Annotated in this window: 14 protein-coding genes; 9 read left to right on the forward strand and 5 right to left on the reverse strand. The window is 44.1% G+C overall.

Annotated elements, in window-relative coordinates; all coding sequences use genetic code 11:
* The first annotated feature begins 322 nt into the window (after positions 1-322).
* Positions 323-1,444, forward strand: coding sequence for a 3-deoxy-7-phosphoheptulonate synthase (locus BM122_RS05670; protein ID WP_074904392.1), 1,122 nt, complete (start codon positions 323-325; stop codon positions 1,442-1,444).
* Between the two features lie 201 nt (positions 1,445-1,645).
* Positions 1,646-2,629 (forward strand): 4-hydroxy-3-methylbut-2-enyl diphosphate reductase, encoded by a 984-nt coding sequence (gene ispH, locus BM122_RS05675; RefSeq protein ID WP_074904393.1) that lies wholly within the window; start codon positions 1,646-1,648, stop codon positions 2,627-2,629.
* Here the strand turns inward: ispH and thiO are convergent.
* Positions 2,626-3,738 (reverse strand): glycine oxidase ThiO, encoded by a 1,113-nt coding sequence (gene thiO, locus BM122_RS05680; RefSeq protein WP_074904395.1) that lies wholly within the window; start codon positions 3,736-3,738, stop codon positions 2,626-2,628. The genes ispH and thiO overlap by 4 nt on opposite strands.
* Positions 3,739-4,099: 361 nt before the next feature.
* Between thiO and BM122_RS05685 the strand changes: the two genes are divergently transcribed.
* From BM122_RS05685 to BM122_RS05710, 6 genes are all read left to right on the forward strand, one after another.
* A complete protein-coding gene (locus tag BM122_RS05685) occupies positions 4,100-4,618 on the forward strand; it encodes a GspH/FimT family pseudopilin (protein ID WP_074904396.1) in 519 nt (172 codons plus the stop codon).
* Between the two features lie 20 nt (positions 4,619-4,638).
* Positions 4,639-5,052, forward strand: a complete 414-nt coding sequence (gene pilV, locus BM122_RS05690; protein WP_256211903.1) for a type IV pilus modification protein PilV — start codon at positions 4,639-4,641, stop codon at positions 5,050-5,052.
* A 1-nt stretch (position 5,053) separates the two neighbouring features.
* Entirely contained in the window at positions 5,054-6,076 is a 1,023-nt protein-coding gene (locus BM122_RS05695; RefSeq protein WP_074904399.1) for a PilW family protein, read from the forward strand.
* Between the two features lie 25 nt (positions 6,077-6,101).
* The gene (locus tag BM122_RS05700) at positions 6,102-6,617 is read left to right on the forward strand and encodes a pilus assembly PilX family protein (RefSeq protein WP_074904401.1); all 516 of its coding nucleotides are present in this window, start codon (positions 6,102-6,104) and stop codon (positions 6,615-6,617) included.
* 12 nt (positions 6,618-6,629) lie between these two features.
* The gene (locus BM122_RS05705; RefSeq protein WP_256211904.1) at positions 6,630-10,019 is read left to right on the forward strand and encodes a pilus assembly protein; all 3,390 of its coding nucleotides are present in this window, start codon (positions 6,630-6,632) and stop codon (positions 10,017-10,019) included.
* Between the two features lie 88 nt (positions 10,020-10,107).
* A complete protein-coding gene (locus BM122_RS05710; RefSeq protein WP_074904402.1) occupies positions 10,108-10,569 on the forward strand; it encodes a type IV pilin protein in 462 nt (153 codons plus the stop codon).
* A 28-nt stretch (positions 10,570-10,597) separates the two neighbouring features.
* On the opposite strand, the gene ppx is transcribed toward BM122_RS05710, so the two are convergent.
* The 3 genes from ppx to rpiA all read right to left on the reverse strand — a co-directional run bounded on the left by ppx (position 10,598) and on the right by rpiA (position 13,611).
* Positions 10,598-12,124, reverse strand: a complete 1,527-nt coding sequence (ppx, locus tag BM122_RS05715) for an exopolyphosphatase (protein ID WP_074904403.1) — start codon at positions 12,122-12,124, stop codon at positions 10,598-10,600.
* A gap of 45 nt (positions 12,125-12,169) precedes the next feature.
* Complete coding sequence (gene phoU / locus BM122_RS05720; RefSeq protein WP_074904405.1) at positions 12,170-12,877, reverse strand: phosphate signaling complex protein PhoU; 708 nt, start codon at positions 12,875-12,877, stop codon at positions 12,170-12,172.
* Between the two features lie 74 nt (positions 12,878-12,951).
* Entirely contained in the window at positions 12,952-13,611 is a 660-nt protein-coding gene (gene rpiA, locus BM122_RS05725; RefSeq protein ID WP_074904406.1) for a ribose-5-phosphate isomerase RpiA, read from the reverse strand.
* Between the two features lie 265 nt (positions 13,612-13,876).
* Between rpiA and mutL the strand changes: the two genes are divergently transcribed.
* Positions 13,877-15,655, forward strand: coding sequence for a DNA mismatch repair endonuclease MutL (mutL, locus tag BM122_RS05730; protein ID WP_074904408.1), 1,779 nt, complete (start codon positions 13,877-13,879; stop codon positions 15,653-15,655).
* 84 nt (positions 15,656-15,739) lie between these two features.
* Here the strand turns inward: mutL and BM122_RS05735 are convergent, their stop codons facing one another.
* The gene (locus BM122_RS05735; RefSeq protein ID WP_074904409.1) at positions 15,740-15,928 is read right to left on the reverse strand and encodes a hypothetical protein; all 189 of its coding nucleotides are present in this window, start codon (positions 15,926-15,928) and stop codon (positions 15,740-15,742) included.
* Positions 15,929-16,290: the final 362 nt, after the last annotated feature.

Genomic DNA, 16,290 nt, shown 5'->3' on the forward strand with positions numbered 1-16,290 from the left:
AAGAATATACGTCATAAATTAAAAATAGCGTCTTACAAGAAATATCTTAATATTGGCTATGTAACCGAATTGTGTGGAAGAATATAACCAAAATTACTTAGCTGATGAAATACAATATTTTGAAGTACGTCAAGCCGCATCGATAGATTATTAAAAGTAAATAAGAATAAAAAATCCCACACAATTCGATGATAGAGCTTTAACATTAGATTGACTAGCTAGACGTATAGTTGCATAGGCAATGACAATCCATTCCGATTTCAGTTAGAATCAGTGTCGAATCATTGTTATTTCATCTTGTAGAACTATATCAGGCATTTTTATGATTCTTATTCTGAAACCAGGCACTCTTCCCGAGAGCCATGAATATAAGCAATTATTTGCACACCTCGCTAATCTTGCAGGTATCACCGTTCGCGTACACACGGAAGTCGGCATTGAGCAAACGTTAACTGAAGTTTATTTGATCGGTAATACCAAAGCACTATCAGTTGAAGATATGCAAAGTTTGTCGTGTGTTGAGCGGGTAGTACGTATCTCAGAGGAATATCGTGTTCTCGGTCGACATGAAAATGATGATCGCCCGACTTATTTCGACTACAACGGTGTGCGTTTTGGCCAAGATACATTAAACATCTTTGCTGGGTTATGCGCTGTCGATACGCTAGAGCATGTGGAGTTAATGCTAAAAGCATTGCGTGATCATGGTCAGGTTTGTACACGCATGGGTGCCTATAAACCTCGCACGAGCCCTTATTCATTCCAAGGACATGGTAAAGCCTGTTTGCCTTATGTATTCGATCTTGCTGGTAAGTATGAGATCAAAGTGATTGCTATGGAAGTAACTCACGAATCACATGTGGAAGAGATTCGGGAAGCGCTTTACCAAACTGGCACTTCAACCGGTGTGATGCTGCAGATTGGCACTCGTAATACCCAGAATTTTGAGTTATTGAAGATCGTTGGCCGCCAGCAGGATTTCCCAGTACTCATTAAGCGTGGTTTTGGGATTACATTGGATGAATCTCTTAATGCAGCAGAATATCTGGCCTCTGAAGGAAATCGGAAAGTAATTTTTGGCTTGCGTGGAATGAAAACCAATATGGGTGATCCTCATCGCAATTTTGTGGATTTTTCACATGTGCCTGTGGTCAAACGCCTGACACGTATGCCGGTTTGTATTGATCCGTCACACTCGGTAGGTACTCGATCAGGCTCACCGGATGGCATCCTTGATATTATGCATGCGACTACCCAAGGAATTATCGCAGGTGCCAATATGGTGCTGGTTGATTTTCATCCGGTACCCAGTAAGGCGCTGGTTGATGGCCCGCAAGCATTATTACTTAAAGAATTACCCCTCTTTTTAGAAGATGTTCGTATCGCTCGCGAGGCCTATGAAAAGCGAGCAGAGCTAGCCAAGCGGTATCAGGAAGCCGGATAGGTTGCGCGTATCAATAACTCATTTGAGCCATCATTATTAAGCTTGCTTGTATTATTACTGAAGCGCGTACGCAATGATTGCAGAATTATTTTACATAAATATCTTATAATCTCCCCCTAAAGTATGTTAGGCCGAATTATTATGGATAGACAAATGTATATTATCGGTGATGCCAGATATCGTCTTCATGGAGAATAACCAATGATCAAAGTTTTGCTTGCAAACCCAAGAGGTTTTTGTGCGGGTGTCGATCGTGCCATCGAAATTGTTGAGCGTGCATTAGCCATGCATGGCGCCCCTATTTATGTGCGACATGAAGTCGTACACAATCGTTTTGTAGTGGAGGATCTGGAAAAAAAGGGGGCTGTATTTGTTGAGAACCTGGAAGAGGTTCCACAAGAAAGTATTCTGATTTTCAGCGCCCATGGTGTTTCGCATGCAGTGCGACGAGAAGCAGCAGCACGCAAACTCAAGATATTCGATGCAACCTGTCCACTCGTAACGAAAGTGCATGTCGAAGTAGCAAAAATGCGCAAAGAAGGGAAAGAGATTATCATGATTGGCCATCAGGGCCATCCTGAAGTTGAAGGCACGATGGGTCAAGTAGAAGGACATGATAGTGGAATGTATTTGGTAGAAACAGAAGAAGATGTTGCGAATTTACAAGTTAAGAATGAGCATAATCTGACTTATGTCACCCAAACGACCTTATCTGTCGATGATGCTGCACGCGTAATCGATGCATTAAAACGGCGTTTTCCCAAAATCATAGGTCCAAAAAAGGACGATATCTGTTACGCCACGCAAAACCGTCAGGATGCAGTCAAAAAAATGGTTAAACACTGCGATTTGGTCATAGTGGTGGGTTCTCCCAATAGCTCAAATTCCAATCGCTTATGTGAAGTAGCACGTAATGCCAACGTTGAAGCTTATATGATTGACCGTGCTGAGCAATTACAGGAAGGATGGTTAATTGGAAAAAGCTGCATTGGGATCACTGCCGGTGCCTCAGCGCCAGAAATATTAGTACAGCAGGTTTTAGACAGACTTAAGCAGATTGGCTCTGCACAAACCGGGCACGATGTCGTCATTGAGGAATTAAGTGGAGTTGTTGAGTCTGTAGTATTTCCCCTTCCTAAAGCAGAAGCGATTTCCATGGATAAATATGTGCGCGAAGCAAACTAATCGACTCCCCATCCTTTCTGATAAGGACTTGTATCAAAGGGTTGTGCTCTGCCCATAATTTCATTTAATAAAATTTTGGCGCTACCTGGCGCCATAGTTACCCCATAGCGAAACTGCCCGCTATTGATAAATAAATTATTCAATAATGGATGACGTCCGATTGCGGGAATATTATGCGGCGAACCTGGTCTGAGACCCGCCCAATGCTTTATCAGGGGTCTCTCCTGTAACTGGGGCAACAATTTTTGTGCACGTCCAGATAAATGCTCAAGTGCGGCCAGTGTCGTTTGCTTGTTAAAGCCAACATCTTCTAGGGTGCTACCGACTAGTAAATATCCATCGCGCCGAGGAATCAAATACACATCTCCCTGAAGCAAAATCGGCCCGAGTGGTGGTGCTTCAAACTTGTATAACAACATTTGTCCACGAATCGGCTTTATGTCGAGGCTGAGCGCATGCTTCCCTAATACTTGTTTGCTCCATGCACCTGCAGTGATGACAAAGTGAGCAGCACAATATTTGCCACAAGATGTCGTAAGCGAGTGAATCCGATGATGCTGCGTTATGGTTTCTTGTACTTCACAATGCTCAATAATACGTCCGCCTAGTTGTACTACTTGGTGATATAACGCTCTTAATAAGCGAGGATTACGCACTTGTGCAATATGGGGCAGAAACAGTGAATGCTCCATTTTTAAATGAAGATAATCGATTTGTTCGTTCAATGGAACAGATTGGGTAAGCGCATCTGGTTCCGCATTTACCCGATATGACATCCCCCATCTTTGTGCAGCCTCAATATGATAAGGTGGCAGTACAAGCATCCCGCTTACCATATATTCAGCATCAATACCTGTTGACGCGTACAGCTCTGCTACCCATGCTGGAAACATGGCCGCACTATATTCCGTTAGCCGTGTCACGCTATCCGGATAGTCCCACGGACAGAGCGCCGACAAAATACCGCCCCCTGCCCAAGAAGATTCTTGCCCGACCTTAGCTCGTTCCAAAATGGTGACAGTTGCACCTTCTTTCAGCAACTGAACTGCAGTAGCAAGCCCCATCACGCCAGCACCAACAACAATAAAATCTTGAGTCACTTCATTCATATCTCAATCGCGGTATCGCGTGTAATTAATTCCCTTTTCAAATCAAACATGACGCAAGAGCGAGCCGCAGACAGTATAAATAATATGGCAAGGAGAGCCGACAAAGCCGGGTTTGATTTAGAAATGGAATAAGTTACTTGGAAAGAATGCGAAAAGAACTACTACCATTCCCATAGCTACAAGGAATTACTCGCTCCCTGCTTATCTATTTGATACCTATCATTACTGCCTTTGTATGCATCGCTCTCAAATCAACCACTAGGGTTACTACACGCTTAATGACCGCTAATTGCAGGCTAAAGTTGATTAAAAACTATCCGTTACTTTAACAGAGTTGAAAATTTAAGATAAAGAATTGTGTATGCGTGTTAATAGCGGTTTTACAATGTTAGAGCTTATGATTGCGCTGAGCATTGGCGCTATTCTGGCTACCATCGCAGTACCTAGCTATCAATCGATGATGGTGCAATCACGTCTCTCTACACAGACGAATGAGTTTCTCACGGCACTTCATTTCAGTCGTTCTGAAGCAGTGAAGCGGGGCGCGTGGGTAACCATGTGTAAAAGTAGTAGTGGCACAACCTGTACAACCGGTAGTGGCTGGCAAGATGGCTGGATAGTATACAGCGATAGCGGAACAGCGGGGACAATCGATGGCAGCGATCAAATTTTAAGAGTTTTTCCTGCATTGAAAGGCAGCACAATGGATGGTGGCACAAAATTTGCCAACTGGATTGCTTACTTACCTAATGGAAGTAGTCGAGGTGCGGGTGGCTTAGTAGGCACCGGCACTTTCACACTGTGCAACAGCACAAAAGGACGCAAGATTACTATAAACGGTACAGGTCGACCATATACTGAGACGATGTCATCATGTTAATCCTCAAAAGAAATTCTCAATTGCCACATCAAAAGGGTGTCACCATGATTGAAGTGTTAGTGGCAATCATTGTGCTATCCATGGGTTTGCTTGGCTTAGCAGGTCTGCAGTCTGCCGGGCTTACTTATAACCAGAGTGCAAGTTTTCGCTCTACTGCTACGATGATGACTTACAGTATTCTCGACAGCATGCGTGCTAATCGAACTGGAGCAATTAACGGCAGTTATAACATCGCCATAGGGACTTCCATCCCTTCCGGTATCACCATTCCAGAGCAGGATCTTAACAATTGGTTAAATGAATTGGCTTTGCGCTTACCTGCTGGCACAGGCGCCGTTAACGTTGCCGATAACGTCGTTACCGTCATCATTCAGTGGGATGACAGCCGTGGTACTTTAGCTGCTCAGCAATTTATTTTGACTACCCAGCTATAGCATGAAGAGAATAGCTATAACACAGCATGGTTTCACATTAATTGAGATAATGGTTGCCATGACTATTGGGCTCTTGCTGATGGGTGGCGTTATCACCATTCTAATTTCCAGTCACCAAACCTATCGGGTCAACGATGCTCTGGCCAGAATACAGGAAAATGCTCGCTATGCCTTCCACATACTTTCAAAAGATATCCGTATGGCTGGCTATTCGGGTTGTGCAGGGAATGATGTGTCGACAGTGAATACCCTGAATAACTCCGTAGATTTCTTATGGCGAATCGGTCAAGCTTTGGAGGGGTTCGAGGCGACCAGCGCAACGGGATGGACACCAGCTCTGCCTCCTTCAGGGGCTATTCCCAGTCCGCTAGGAGGACGAGATATTATCGTAGTGCGCGGAGTCGAGGGCAATGGTACCAAGGTCATCCAACACCCCGGCGGCACTCCTCCTGGCTCTGCCGACCTTAAAGTAACAGCGGGAAGCGGTGTTGAAGAAGGCGATATTGTGTTAGTCACAGATTGCCTGGCAGCCGCCATTTTTCAAATCACCCATATCAGCACTTCGTCCAATCAGGACAATATTGTTCATAACATGGGCAATATCGGCACACCGGGAAATTCTACTAAGGAATTAGGTAAGGAATTTACTGGTGGCGATCTCATCAAGATCTCTACCCGCTCCTATTTTATTCGCACGGCTGATAATACATGGCCGGCACTTTATCGCAAGGTTGGAGCAAGTGACGCCGAAGAGCTGGTAAGAGGTGTGGAAAACATGCAGATTGAATACGGCGAAGATCTCGATGAAAACTGGACAGCGGATAGCTATCGCACTGCCGATGCGGTGGCCAATTGGGAAAAAATCGTCAGCGTACGTATTAGTTTATTGATGCAGTCGATAGAAGATAATATCACCAGCCAACCCCAACTCTACACTTTTAACGGCACGACAATTACCCCCACAGATCGGCGGCTACGCCAGGCTTTTTCCAGCGTAGTAACATTGCGCAACCGGGTATCTTAATAAGTTCCAGTAAAGACTATGAGACATGATTTATCAGGAAGCTAAGTTTGGATCAAGACAACAAGGGGTCGTTCTCGCTACCGGATTAATCTTTCTAGTCATGATGACGCTGCTAGGGGTAACAGCCATGCAAACAACCCTACTAGAAGAAAAAATGGCAGGTAATCTGCGCGACGAGATGCTGGCTTTCCAAGCGGCTGAAGCAGCCCTCAGAGAGGGAGAAACATTTCTGCAGCAGATTACTTTACCCGAATTTGATGGTTCAAATGGACTTTTTCACTACGCGTCGTTTCCCGCCCCTGATCCTATTACCTGGTCAGGTTGGTCTACCTCTGGCAGAACAATGACTGCAACAATGTCAGGTGTAGCAAGCCAACCACGTTATATTATCGAACAGCTCATTACTGTCCCTGCAGAAAAAGGAGGCAGTGTGCAACAATCAGCCACAACGATAACATCCAACATGTATAGGGTCATTGCTAGAGGAGTAGGTGGCACTGAGTCAGCAGTGATTATATTACAGAGTGATTACCGAAGATGAATGGAGGTAAAATTGAAAAAACCCGGTATCTCCAGGATATGGATAACCGCTGTTCTCATCACTAGCATCCCCACTCACACGCAAGCAACGCTTGCACTATCAGATGTTCCTCTATATCTGACTACGGCCGTTGATCCTAATGTGATGTTTACGCTGGATGACTCAGGTTCCATGCAGTTTGAAATCTTGCCGGAGGACTGGATTTTTCACGAGGTTTACTACATGTTTCCTCGGACGAACAATGTTTATGGTGGGGGCGACTACGAGAACCGGGTCGTCGATTTCGATCCGAATAATTCTTACACCGCAGCTTTACGTTCCAGCTACGTTAACAAAATTTATTACAACCCTACTGTAAGATACCAGCCCTGGAGCAATGCGGATGGCTCTCTGATGAGCAATGCTTCACCCACCTGTGCGCTCCATAATCCCATGAATACAAGTGCTGGCTGCCGCAATCTTACTGTCGATACCACCCAAACAGCTTTCTGGTTAAATAGCGATGATAGTTTATCGAATGCTGAATCAAGAACATTCTACCCTGCTGTTTATTTTACTTACAACGGCGGCGAGATTCTGTCTATGAACAGTTATACCAGAATTGAGATCAAACCAATTACCTCTTCTTATACTGGCGGAGCAGATCGGACAGATTGTGCTGCAGTCCCTGTTTGCACTTATAATGAAGAAATTCAGAATTTTGCGAACTGGTACACCTATTATCGGTCACGTATCTTGTTATCACGTGCCGGCATAGGTAGGGCGTTTGCTGCTCCAGGAAGTAGCGTACGAGTCGGGTTTGGCGCAATCAACCAAGGAAATAACACTATCGATGGCGTTTCAACAGCCACCATCATCAATGGGGTGAGGCAATTTAGCGGGACAAATAGAACAGCTTTTTTTGATAAACTTTATAATCATACTATCCCGGCAGCAGGTACACCACTTCGCATTGCAATTGACAACGTAGGTCGCTATTTTATGCGTACCGATGATCAAGGCCCTTGGGGACAAACGCCGGGCTCAACTGGGGGTACTCAATATGCATGTCGACAAAATTATCATATACTGGTAACAGATGGTTATTGGAGTGATTCTTACTCTGGAGTAGGGAATTCAGATAATACAGCTGGAAATACCATTAGCAACCACCTACCTTATGCCATTCCTGCAGCTTATAAATATACGCCCACACTTCCTTATTCTGACAACTACAGCAGCACGCTTGCCGATGTAGCGATGCAATATTGGAAGAATGATTTGCGCACGGATCTTGACAACAAAGTACCCACTAACCTGGAAGATCCTGCCTTTTGGCAACATATGGTGAATTTCACAGTGGGTCTAGGTGTGCAGGGCACGCTATCCTCATTACCGACTGGATCAGAATCATGGCCAGATCCAACATCCAGTAATGCTGCAAAAATTGATGATCTATGGCATGCCGCCGTGAACAGCAGAGGCAAATTCTTTAGTGTACAAGACTCGACCACTATTGCCAGCAATTTGAGCAACCTCTTCAGTACTATTACCTCAAGGGTGAGCTCCTCAGCGTCAGTGACCACGAATACCAGCCGTATGAGTAACGGCACTCATATTTACCAGGCAAAGTTTAATAGCAATGACTGGAGTGGGCAGTTGTTTGCATATCAATTGAGCTCAGATGGATCGTTAGGTGCGATGCTATGGGAAGCCTCCTCCGTATTACCATCGCATGACAGTCGCGCCATCTTTACCCATAACGGAACGAGCGGACTTGCGTTTACTTCCGAAAATTTTTCACTTTTATCGGACGCACAAAAAACTGCCCTGAGCACTAATTTTGGAGGTATTAACGATGGGCTGGGTACAAGCCGAATTTCCTGGCTGCGAGGGGACAAAACGACTGAATTGGCGCAAGGCGGAAAATTCCGTAATCGCAACAATGGATTACTAGGTGATATTGTCAATTCAGATCTTTTATTCGTCCATGCGCTAGATTTTGGCTATGATGCATTGCCTAGCGGGACAGCAGGACAAAACTCTTATTCTAGCTACGCTCAATCCAATACAAGCAGAACCCCGGTTATTTATACCGGAGCAAACGATGGTATGCTTCATGCTCTTAATGCTGAAACGGGTATTGAACTATTCGGCTATATACCTGGTGCAGCTTATCCAAAACTAAGCTGGCTGACTTCACCTGATTATACGCATCGTTATTTTGTAGATGGTAATGCTTATGCCGGTGATGCCTATATTGGTGCTACTCCCAGTTGGAGAACCATTTTGCTGGGTTCGTTGGGCAATGGTGGAAAAGGTATTTTTGCACTCGATATCACCGACCCAACCCACTTTTCTGCCTCGAGTGTTCTATGGGAATTTTTTGACGCTGATTTGGGTTTTGTTTCAGGTCAGGCAAAAATTGCGCTATTGAATAACAGTGTCTGGGCTGCCATTGTCAGCAATGGGTACAACAGCACCAATGATCGTGCCTATCTTTACATCATTGATCTGCAAACGGGTACGCTGATAAAAAAAATCGCAACCAATAGCAGTACCAGCAATGGCCTTTCCAGTCCAGCCTTGGTGGATACGAATGGCGACAAAATCATCGATATCGTTTATGCAGGAGATCTGCAAGGCAATATCTGGAAATTTGACCTATCAAACAGCAATATAAATCAATGGGATGTTGCTTATAAAACAGGCAATACAATGGTTCCCCTCTTTACAGCCAGGAATGCCAGCAATCAGGTACAGCCCATCACTTCTCCCCTGGAAATCGGACTTCATCCCAGTGGTGGATATCTCGTTTATTTTGGCACGGGGCAGTATATTGCATCAGGAGATAATGCTAACACCAACATACAATCTCTCTATGGTATCTGGGATAATGGCAGCCGAATGTCAGTGACAGATCGAAGCACGCTCCAACAGCAAACTATCCTGACTGAAACAGTGCTGCCTCCTTTTGAACGCACGGTATCAAACAATTCAGTAAACTGGTCGATTAAACAAGGATGGTATCTCGATCTTCTGCAACCGCCAGGCGGGAATCCCCAAGGGGAACGCTCTGTCATCATACCCCAGCTCAGTTTTGGACGGATTGTCTTTACTACACTTGTTCCTTCCACTGATCCCTGCGTTTCTGGAGGCCAGAATTGGTTAATGCTGTTAAACTCGGAAACAGGGGGAATGCTGACAACCTTCCAATTTGATACTGATAATAATGGCATACTCAATAACGAAGATCGGCTAATCGCAGCTATTGGCTCCAACGGAGTACGCAGCGAATCAGTCACCATCAGCGCAGGTAATCTCACCCACCTGATTGCCGGCTCAACCTCTGGTTTAATTGAAACCAATACGATTAAAGGTAGCTCACATAATCCGCGCCGCTCCTGGAGACAGTTACAATAACAATAGAAAAATTTAAATAATTAAAAAAGCACTCCTGTTTATTCTTAGAATCTAATATTATTATTCAACATCTGATTAGGATACAGGAATGGGGCAAATAACTGACACGATCCAGCTGAGAAAAAGATTATTAGGTTTTACCCTGATCGAAATAATGATCGCTATAGCAGTGATTGGCATTCTGGCAGCAATTGCACTGCCTTCCTATCAAGAGCATGTGCGTCGTACCAATCGTGCAGAAGCCAAAGGTATTCTGCTGGAGATAGCGCAATTACTGGAACGTAATTTTACTGAAGCGAATCGGTATGACTTGAAAAGCGACGCAACCAATTTTACTTTACCCGTTACCCAGTCTCCCAAGACTGGTACAGCAAAATATACCATTCGGTTTTCGCCGGGCACCTTGACACGAAATAGCTACACACTGGAAGCTGTTCCAACAGGTTCAATGGCCAATGATGCATGTGCTACGCTGACATTAACGCATACAGGCATCAAAGGAGTCAGCGGCAATCCATCATTAACCGCATCAGATTGTTGGCAACGCTAATTGTGCTTAGCCTCCTCTCTAAAAAGACTCAAACAAAGTCCTCCTTTGAGGAGGAAGTACCTTGAATACAGAAATTAATTTTAAGCGCTGCCCAAGCATCAATTTCAGCATTTAGTAAAGTCTCAGTTAATGGATTGTGCTCTAACCATGCTTGCGAAATAAGCAGCTTACAGCTTCCATTGCCTGCTTGTATTCTCATTGGCGGTAACTCAATATTTGTGCGGCTGCGGTAAAAAATGGTCGCTAAGCGCAGCGCTATGGATTGAGCCAGGCTAATAAAATTAGTCAGAAATTCACTGACTTTGGTCAAAGAACCCTGATGAGCGAGCACAAGCTGACTGAGCTGCATCTGCTCCATTTTGGAGAAACCTGGAATATCTGCATTCCCAAGTATATAGGCGGAATGTTTATGATAGCCAGAATGGGCCACCGAAATGCCGACCTCATGCAGGCGTGCCGCCCAGGATAATAAATGCAAGGCATCTTCTACTGTTTCCTCATCAGGAAAATTAGCCAGGAGTTGCTTTCCCAGTGCTAAGGACAGCGATTCTATGCGTGCTGCCTGGACAAGGTCAATACGGTAACGTTGCATAAACTGCCGCACCGATACTTCTCGCATATCTTCATTATGAACGCGGCCAAGCATATCGTAGAGCACGCCTTGACGCAGTGCGCCTGTCGCAAGAAGCATACGGGAAATGCCCAGTTCCTTGAATGCAGCAAACATGATTGCAAAGCCACCTGCAATCACAGGTGCACGATCGGGATGTAAACCGGCGATGACAATTTTCCTGATGTCACCCACTTTTAGAAGGTATTCACGAAATGCTTCCAAACCTGCCAGTGTAATTCCTTCCTTTTTACCACCATCACTAAAGTTATTCAATTTAAGAATACGGTCTAATGCACGCGCTGTTCCAGAAGATCCATACACCTCTTGCCATTGATCAGCTGAAAATTCTGTTGTAATACTCTGTATCTCAGTTTGCGCCGCAAGCTCAGCCCTTTTCATGGCACCCTTGCTGATCTTCCCATCCGGGAAAAAGCGCAAACTATGGCTGACACAACCCATATAAAGGCTTTCCAGTTTATTCGGTTCCAGGCGAGTGCCAATAATAAATTCGGTGGAGCCACCACCGATATCGATGATCAGCCGATGATTATCGGAAGCTGGCAGGCTGTGTGCGACTCCCAGATAAATAAGGCGCGCTTCTTCATGGCCGGCAATGATTTCGATTGGAACTCCCAATACAGCCTCTGCTCTTACCAAAAACTCTGCAGCATTTTTGGCAACACGAAGTGAGTTTGTACCTACCACACGCACAGCATGGGTCGGGAACCCTCTTAGACGCTCACTAAAGCGTTTTAAACAATCCAGGGCACGCGCCTGGCATGCTTCGTCCAGTTTTCTGTCACGTGTTAGTCCGGCAGCCAGCCGAACCATTTCTTTTAAGCTATCTAATGGATAAAGCTGTTTGCCCACCACACGCGCCACTTGAAGGTGGAAACTATTGGAACCAAGATCAACTGCAGCAAGTGTTGGATATTCGCGCATAACCCTCTGCCTAAATGTTAGGCATAGCTAAATTACACAGATGATTTATCCTCTTACTTCGCGTTCAATTTCCTCAACAGTGACATGACGAACATCCTTGCCTTTGACCATATAAACCACATATTCAGACATGTTTTTTGCGTGATCACCGATACGTTCGATTGCTTTTGCCACAAAAAGAATTTCCAGTGAAATAGAAATTTTACGAGGATCTTCCATCATAAACGTTATGAGCTGCCGGAGAATAGCTCGAAATTCTTCATCAACCAGCTCGTCCTGGCGCACTATATGTGCAGCAGCATTCAGATCCAAGCGGGCAAAAGCATCTAGCGCTTGGTGCAACATGCTTGAAGCAATTTGAGCGACGTGTTTAATTTCCACAAAACGTGGCGCATGTAAACGATCAGCTGTATAAATGAGTCGCGCCATGCGAGCAATTTTTGCAGCCTCATCACCGATTCGTTCCAAGTCAGTGATGGTCTTGATTACAGTCATGATCATACGTAAATCACTCGCTGTGGGTTGTCTACGTGCAATAATCTGACTACATATCTCATCAATGGATACTTCCATGGCATTGACACGATGGTCATTGTCAATTACCTGGTCAATGATGGTTTCATTACCTTCTATTAAGGCATCTATTGCCCGTTCAATTTGTTCTTCAACAAATCCCCCCATTTGTAACACACGGGTGCGCACTTCTTCAAGATCCGCATCAAATCTTTTTGAAATGTGTTCTTTAATAGCCATATCGTACCCTCAGCCAAGTCAGATGAAACTATTATTCATGTAATCAATGAGATTTTTATTATAGGTCTAAACTATCAAACAGTGATTGTTTCAACACCAGTATCTGTGCCTAGCAATAAAACATCGGCACCTTTTCTGGCGAACAATCCGTTAGTAACGACTCCCGTTATTTGGTTAAGCGTCGTTTCCAACTCAACCGGGTTCAGGATTTGTAGACCATGTATATCCAAAATAACGTTACCATTATCTGTAGTAACTCCCTGACGCAGCGCTGGATGACCACCCAGCAAGGTAATTTCACGAGCCACGTAACTTCGCGCCATTGGAATAACTTCTACTGGAAGTGGAAATGTACCCAAAATATTGACTAATTTACTCTGATCGGTGATGCATATAAATTTTCTGGCTACAGCTGCAACAATTTTTTCTCTGGTCAAAGCGCCGCCGCCACCTTTGATCATATGCAAATGCTTGGTAATCTCGTCTGCACCATCTACATAAACAGGCAAATCTGTAATCGTGTTAAGATCTAATACGTCTATTCCATGCTTGTGCAAACGTTGTGCAGTTGCCTCGGAGCTGGCAACTGCACCTTCAATTTTATGTTTGATTTTAGCAAGCTCATCAATAAAATAATTTGCAGTAGAACCGGTTCCAACCCCAATTACAGACCCAATCGGGATATATTGAATGGCGGCCTGTGCAGCCGCACGCTTTTGCTCATCTTGTGTCATGGTGCTCCTATGTCGATATCAAGTAATAGTTAACCATCAGAATAGTATTAACTGAATATTTAGACAATAACTACGTTGTTTCCTGAGTAACACTTAACAGTTCTGGCTATGACTTCCATTTCTCAATAGAAAATCCACGATTTCAACCTAGAACCTAGAAATTCCTTGCCTTATCGATTTCAGTAAAATTAGTATGTAATTCCCTCGCAAGAGTATCATAACTTTAAGGCAAAATAATGGTTATGAATACTCATTTTATTTTTATATGAATGTAATCAAGTTGCTTCCGGATGTGCTCATCAATCAGATCGCCGCAGGAGAAGTAATCGAGCGGCCCGCCTCAGCATTAAAAGAAATACTGGAAAACAGTATAGATGCTGGTGCAACAGAAATTACTGTCCAAATTATGCAAGGCGGCCTTAACCTGATCCGCGTCACCGATAATGGAAAAGGAATTTCCGGAATTGACATGCCTCTTGCGTTAGCACGCCATGCCACAAGTAAAATCAGCGCCCAGGAAGATTTACACAAAATAGCTAGCCTAGGTTTTCGTGGCGAAGCACTCGCAAGTATCGGAGCTGTCTCTCGATTATTGTTAACGAGTTATCAATCAGGCGACAAACATGCCTGGCATATCCAGGCTGAAGGAGGACAAGTTACCTGTCCGGAACCAACAGCGCGTGGCGTTGGCACTACTCTGGAAGTGCGTGATCTTTTTTTTAATTTGCCAGCACGTCGTAAGTTTCTGAAAACTGAAACCACTGAATTTGCACATTGTGAAGAAGTATTCCGGCGTATCGCTCTTTCCCATGCCCATATTGCATTCAATTTACAACACAATAATAAGACACGAAATCACTTATATGCGGTAGATACCCTTCAGCGTATTACAGCTGTTCTAGGAAAAGAATTTAGCCAAAGTGCCGTGCTGGTTTCCGAGCAGGCAAATGATATCAGCTTGCAAGGCATGGTTGCATTGCCAACTTATTCGCGTTCAGCTCGCGACTTGCAATATTTTTTTGTCAACGGCCGCTACGTGAGAGACAAGCTGATCTCTCATGCTTTACGTGAAGCCTATCGCGATGTACTCCATCTGGATCGGCATCCCGCTTTTGTGCTTTATCTTCAAATCAATCCTCAAAACGTAGACGTTAATGTGCATCCAACCAAAGCAGAAGTGCGTTTCCGTGATGCGCGCGCTATACATCAATTTGTTTTCCACAGTATCAACAAAGTATTGGCCTCACCTCACCGTCAAGCGGATTCTCAAATACCCTCTGCTATCGTTACCCAAGTAACCGAAAACCCCGAACGTCTTCCAGTAAGCTATTCACGACAAATAAATTTACCCCTTACAAGCGTTGCACAACCCTTAGCTTTTTATCCAACCTTATACGGTGACAAACCGGATTTGCTGAAAATGGATCTTGGTAATCCACCTATTCAGCCCACGCAGCCAGTTCCACCGCTAGGCTTTGCATTAGGACAACTGCTCGGAGTTTATATCCTGGCACAAAATGAGCACGGTCTGATCATTGTAGATATGCATGCTGCTCACGAGCGCGTGGTTTATGAAAAACTCAAATCAGCGCTTGATCAACATTCATTATCCATGCAACCACTGTTAATTCCAGTTACCTTTCAGGCTGATCAATTAGATGTCGCCACAGTAGAAGACAATTATGCTGTTTTAAATGAGATAGGTTTTGAAATAGCTATTCTTTCTCCCACCTCGTTAATTATACGAGCAGTACCAGCAGTGCTGAAAGATGCCGACATAGTCAAGCTCACACGTGATGTGTTAGCTGAAATTCGTGAGTTTGGAGGCAGTCAGATATTAACCAGTAGACGTAATCAACTCTTAGCGACCATGGCTTGCCATGGCTCTGTCCGTGCCAATCGACAATTAACAATCCCCGAAATGAATGCACTGCTGCGCGAAATGGAAACAACCGAACGCTCCGATCAATGCAATCATGGCAGACCAACTTGGTTCGCAATTAGTCTGGCAGAGCTTGATAAGATGTTCATGCGAGGAAATTAGCTTCAATAGTCAAGAAAGACTGCAACTGTGTTCTATAGCTTCAGTCTTGCATAAAACCTGAAACTATAGAACACTCATGAATCTTTAGTAATTTGATTTCTCTTCTGTGGATCTGGCTTTACCTCCACCTTCCTGAGCATCTGCTGGTATTTGATGGAAAGGCTGAATAGTTTTCCCATAGGTCGAAGGATCAGGTGTCTCTGGTGCTGATGGCTTGCCACAACCAACTAACATCAATACTGTTATTATTGCAGCTATGAATTGAACTCTCATGTAAAATTCCTTTAACGTAAGCAAATAATTAAAATTGTTTTTTTAAACTACGATTAAGATAGTACCCCTTATAATTATGCGTAACATTGATCTTAATCAAACATTAAAAACAAAAGACTCTTGCATACCTTTCCCGTTAGCTAAATAAACGGCTAAAGCAATGAGATGTCAATGACGGTTAGAGTAGAAGATGCAATCGAAATAGGCAAAGATACCTGACCAATGAGCAGCAATTGGTCATATTCCATTTCTAAATCAAAAATGACGCGAAGGCGAGCCTCAGACAATATAAGTAATATGGCAAGATGAAACTGACAAAATCAGTTTTTGATTTAGAAATGGAATTAATATTAGAAGCAGCT

This window comes from Nitrosomonas communis (genome assembly GCF_900114745.1).
GTDB classification, from domain to species: domain Bacteria; phylum Pseudomonadota; class Gammaproteobacteria; order Burkholderiales; family Nitrosomonadaceae; genus Nitrosomonas; species Nitrosomonas communis_A.

Excerpts from the sequence above, each read along its gene's own strand:
- BM122_RS05670 (WP_074904392.1), top strand. The coding sequence starts at position 323 with ATGATTCTTATTCTGAAACCAGGCACTCTTCCCGAGAGCCATGAATAT.
- ispH (WP_074904393.1), top strand. The coding sequence starts at position 1,646 with ATGATCAAAGTTTTGCTTGCAAACCCAAGAGGTTTTTGTGCGGGTGTC.
- thiO (WP_074904395.1), bottom strand. The coding sequence starts at position 3,738 with ATGAATGAAGTGACTCAAGATTTTATTGTTGTTGGTGCTGGCGTGATG.
- BM122_RS05685 (WP_074904396.1), top strand. The coding sequence starts at position 4,100 with ATGCGTGTTAATAGCGGTTTTACAATGTTAGAGCTTATGATTGCGCTG.
- BM122_RS05695 (WP_074904399.1), top strand. The coding sequence starts at position 5,054 with ATGAAGAGAATAGCTATAACACAGCATGGTTTCACATTAATTGAGATA.
- BM122_RS05700 (WP_074904401.1), top strand. The coding sequence starts at position 6,102 with ATGATTTATCAGGAAGCTAAGTTTGGATCAAGACAACAAGGGGTCGTT.
- BM122_RS05710 (WP_074904402.1), top strand. The coding sequence starts at position 10,108 with ATGGGGCAAATAACTGACACGATCCAGCTGAGAAAAAGATTATTAGGT.
- ppx (WP_074904403.1), bottom strand. The coding sequence starts at position 12,124 with ATGCGCGAATATCCAACACTTGCTGCAGTTGATCTTGGTTCCAATAGT.
- phoU (WP_074904405.1), bottom strand. The coding sequence starts at position 12,877 with ATGGCTATTAAAGAACACATTTCAAAAAGATTTGATGCGGATCTTGAA.
- rpiA (WP_074904406.1), bottom strand. The coding sequence starts at position 13,611 with ATGACACAAGATGAGCAAAAGCGTGCGGCTGCACAGGCCGCCATTCAA.
- mutL (WP_074904408.1), top strand. The coding sequence starts at position 13,877 with ATGAATGTAATCAAGTTGCTTCCGGATGTGCTCATCAATCAGATCGCC.
- BM122_RS05735 (WP_074904409.1), bottom strand. The coding sequence starts at position 15,928 with ATGAGAGTTCAATTCATAGCTGCAATAATAACAGTATTGATGTTAGTT.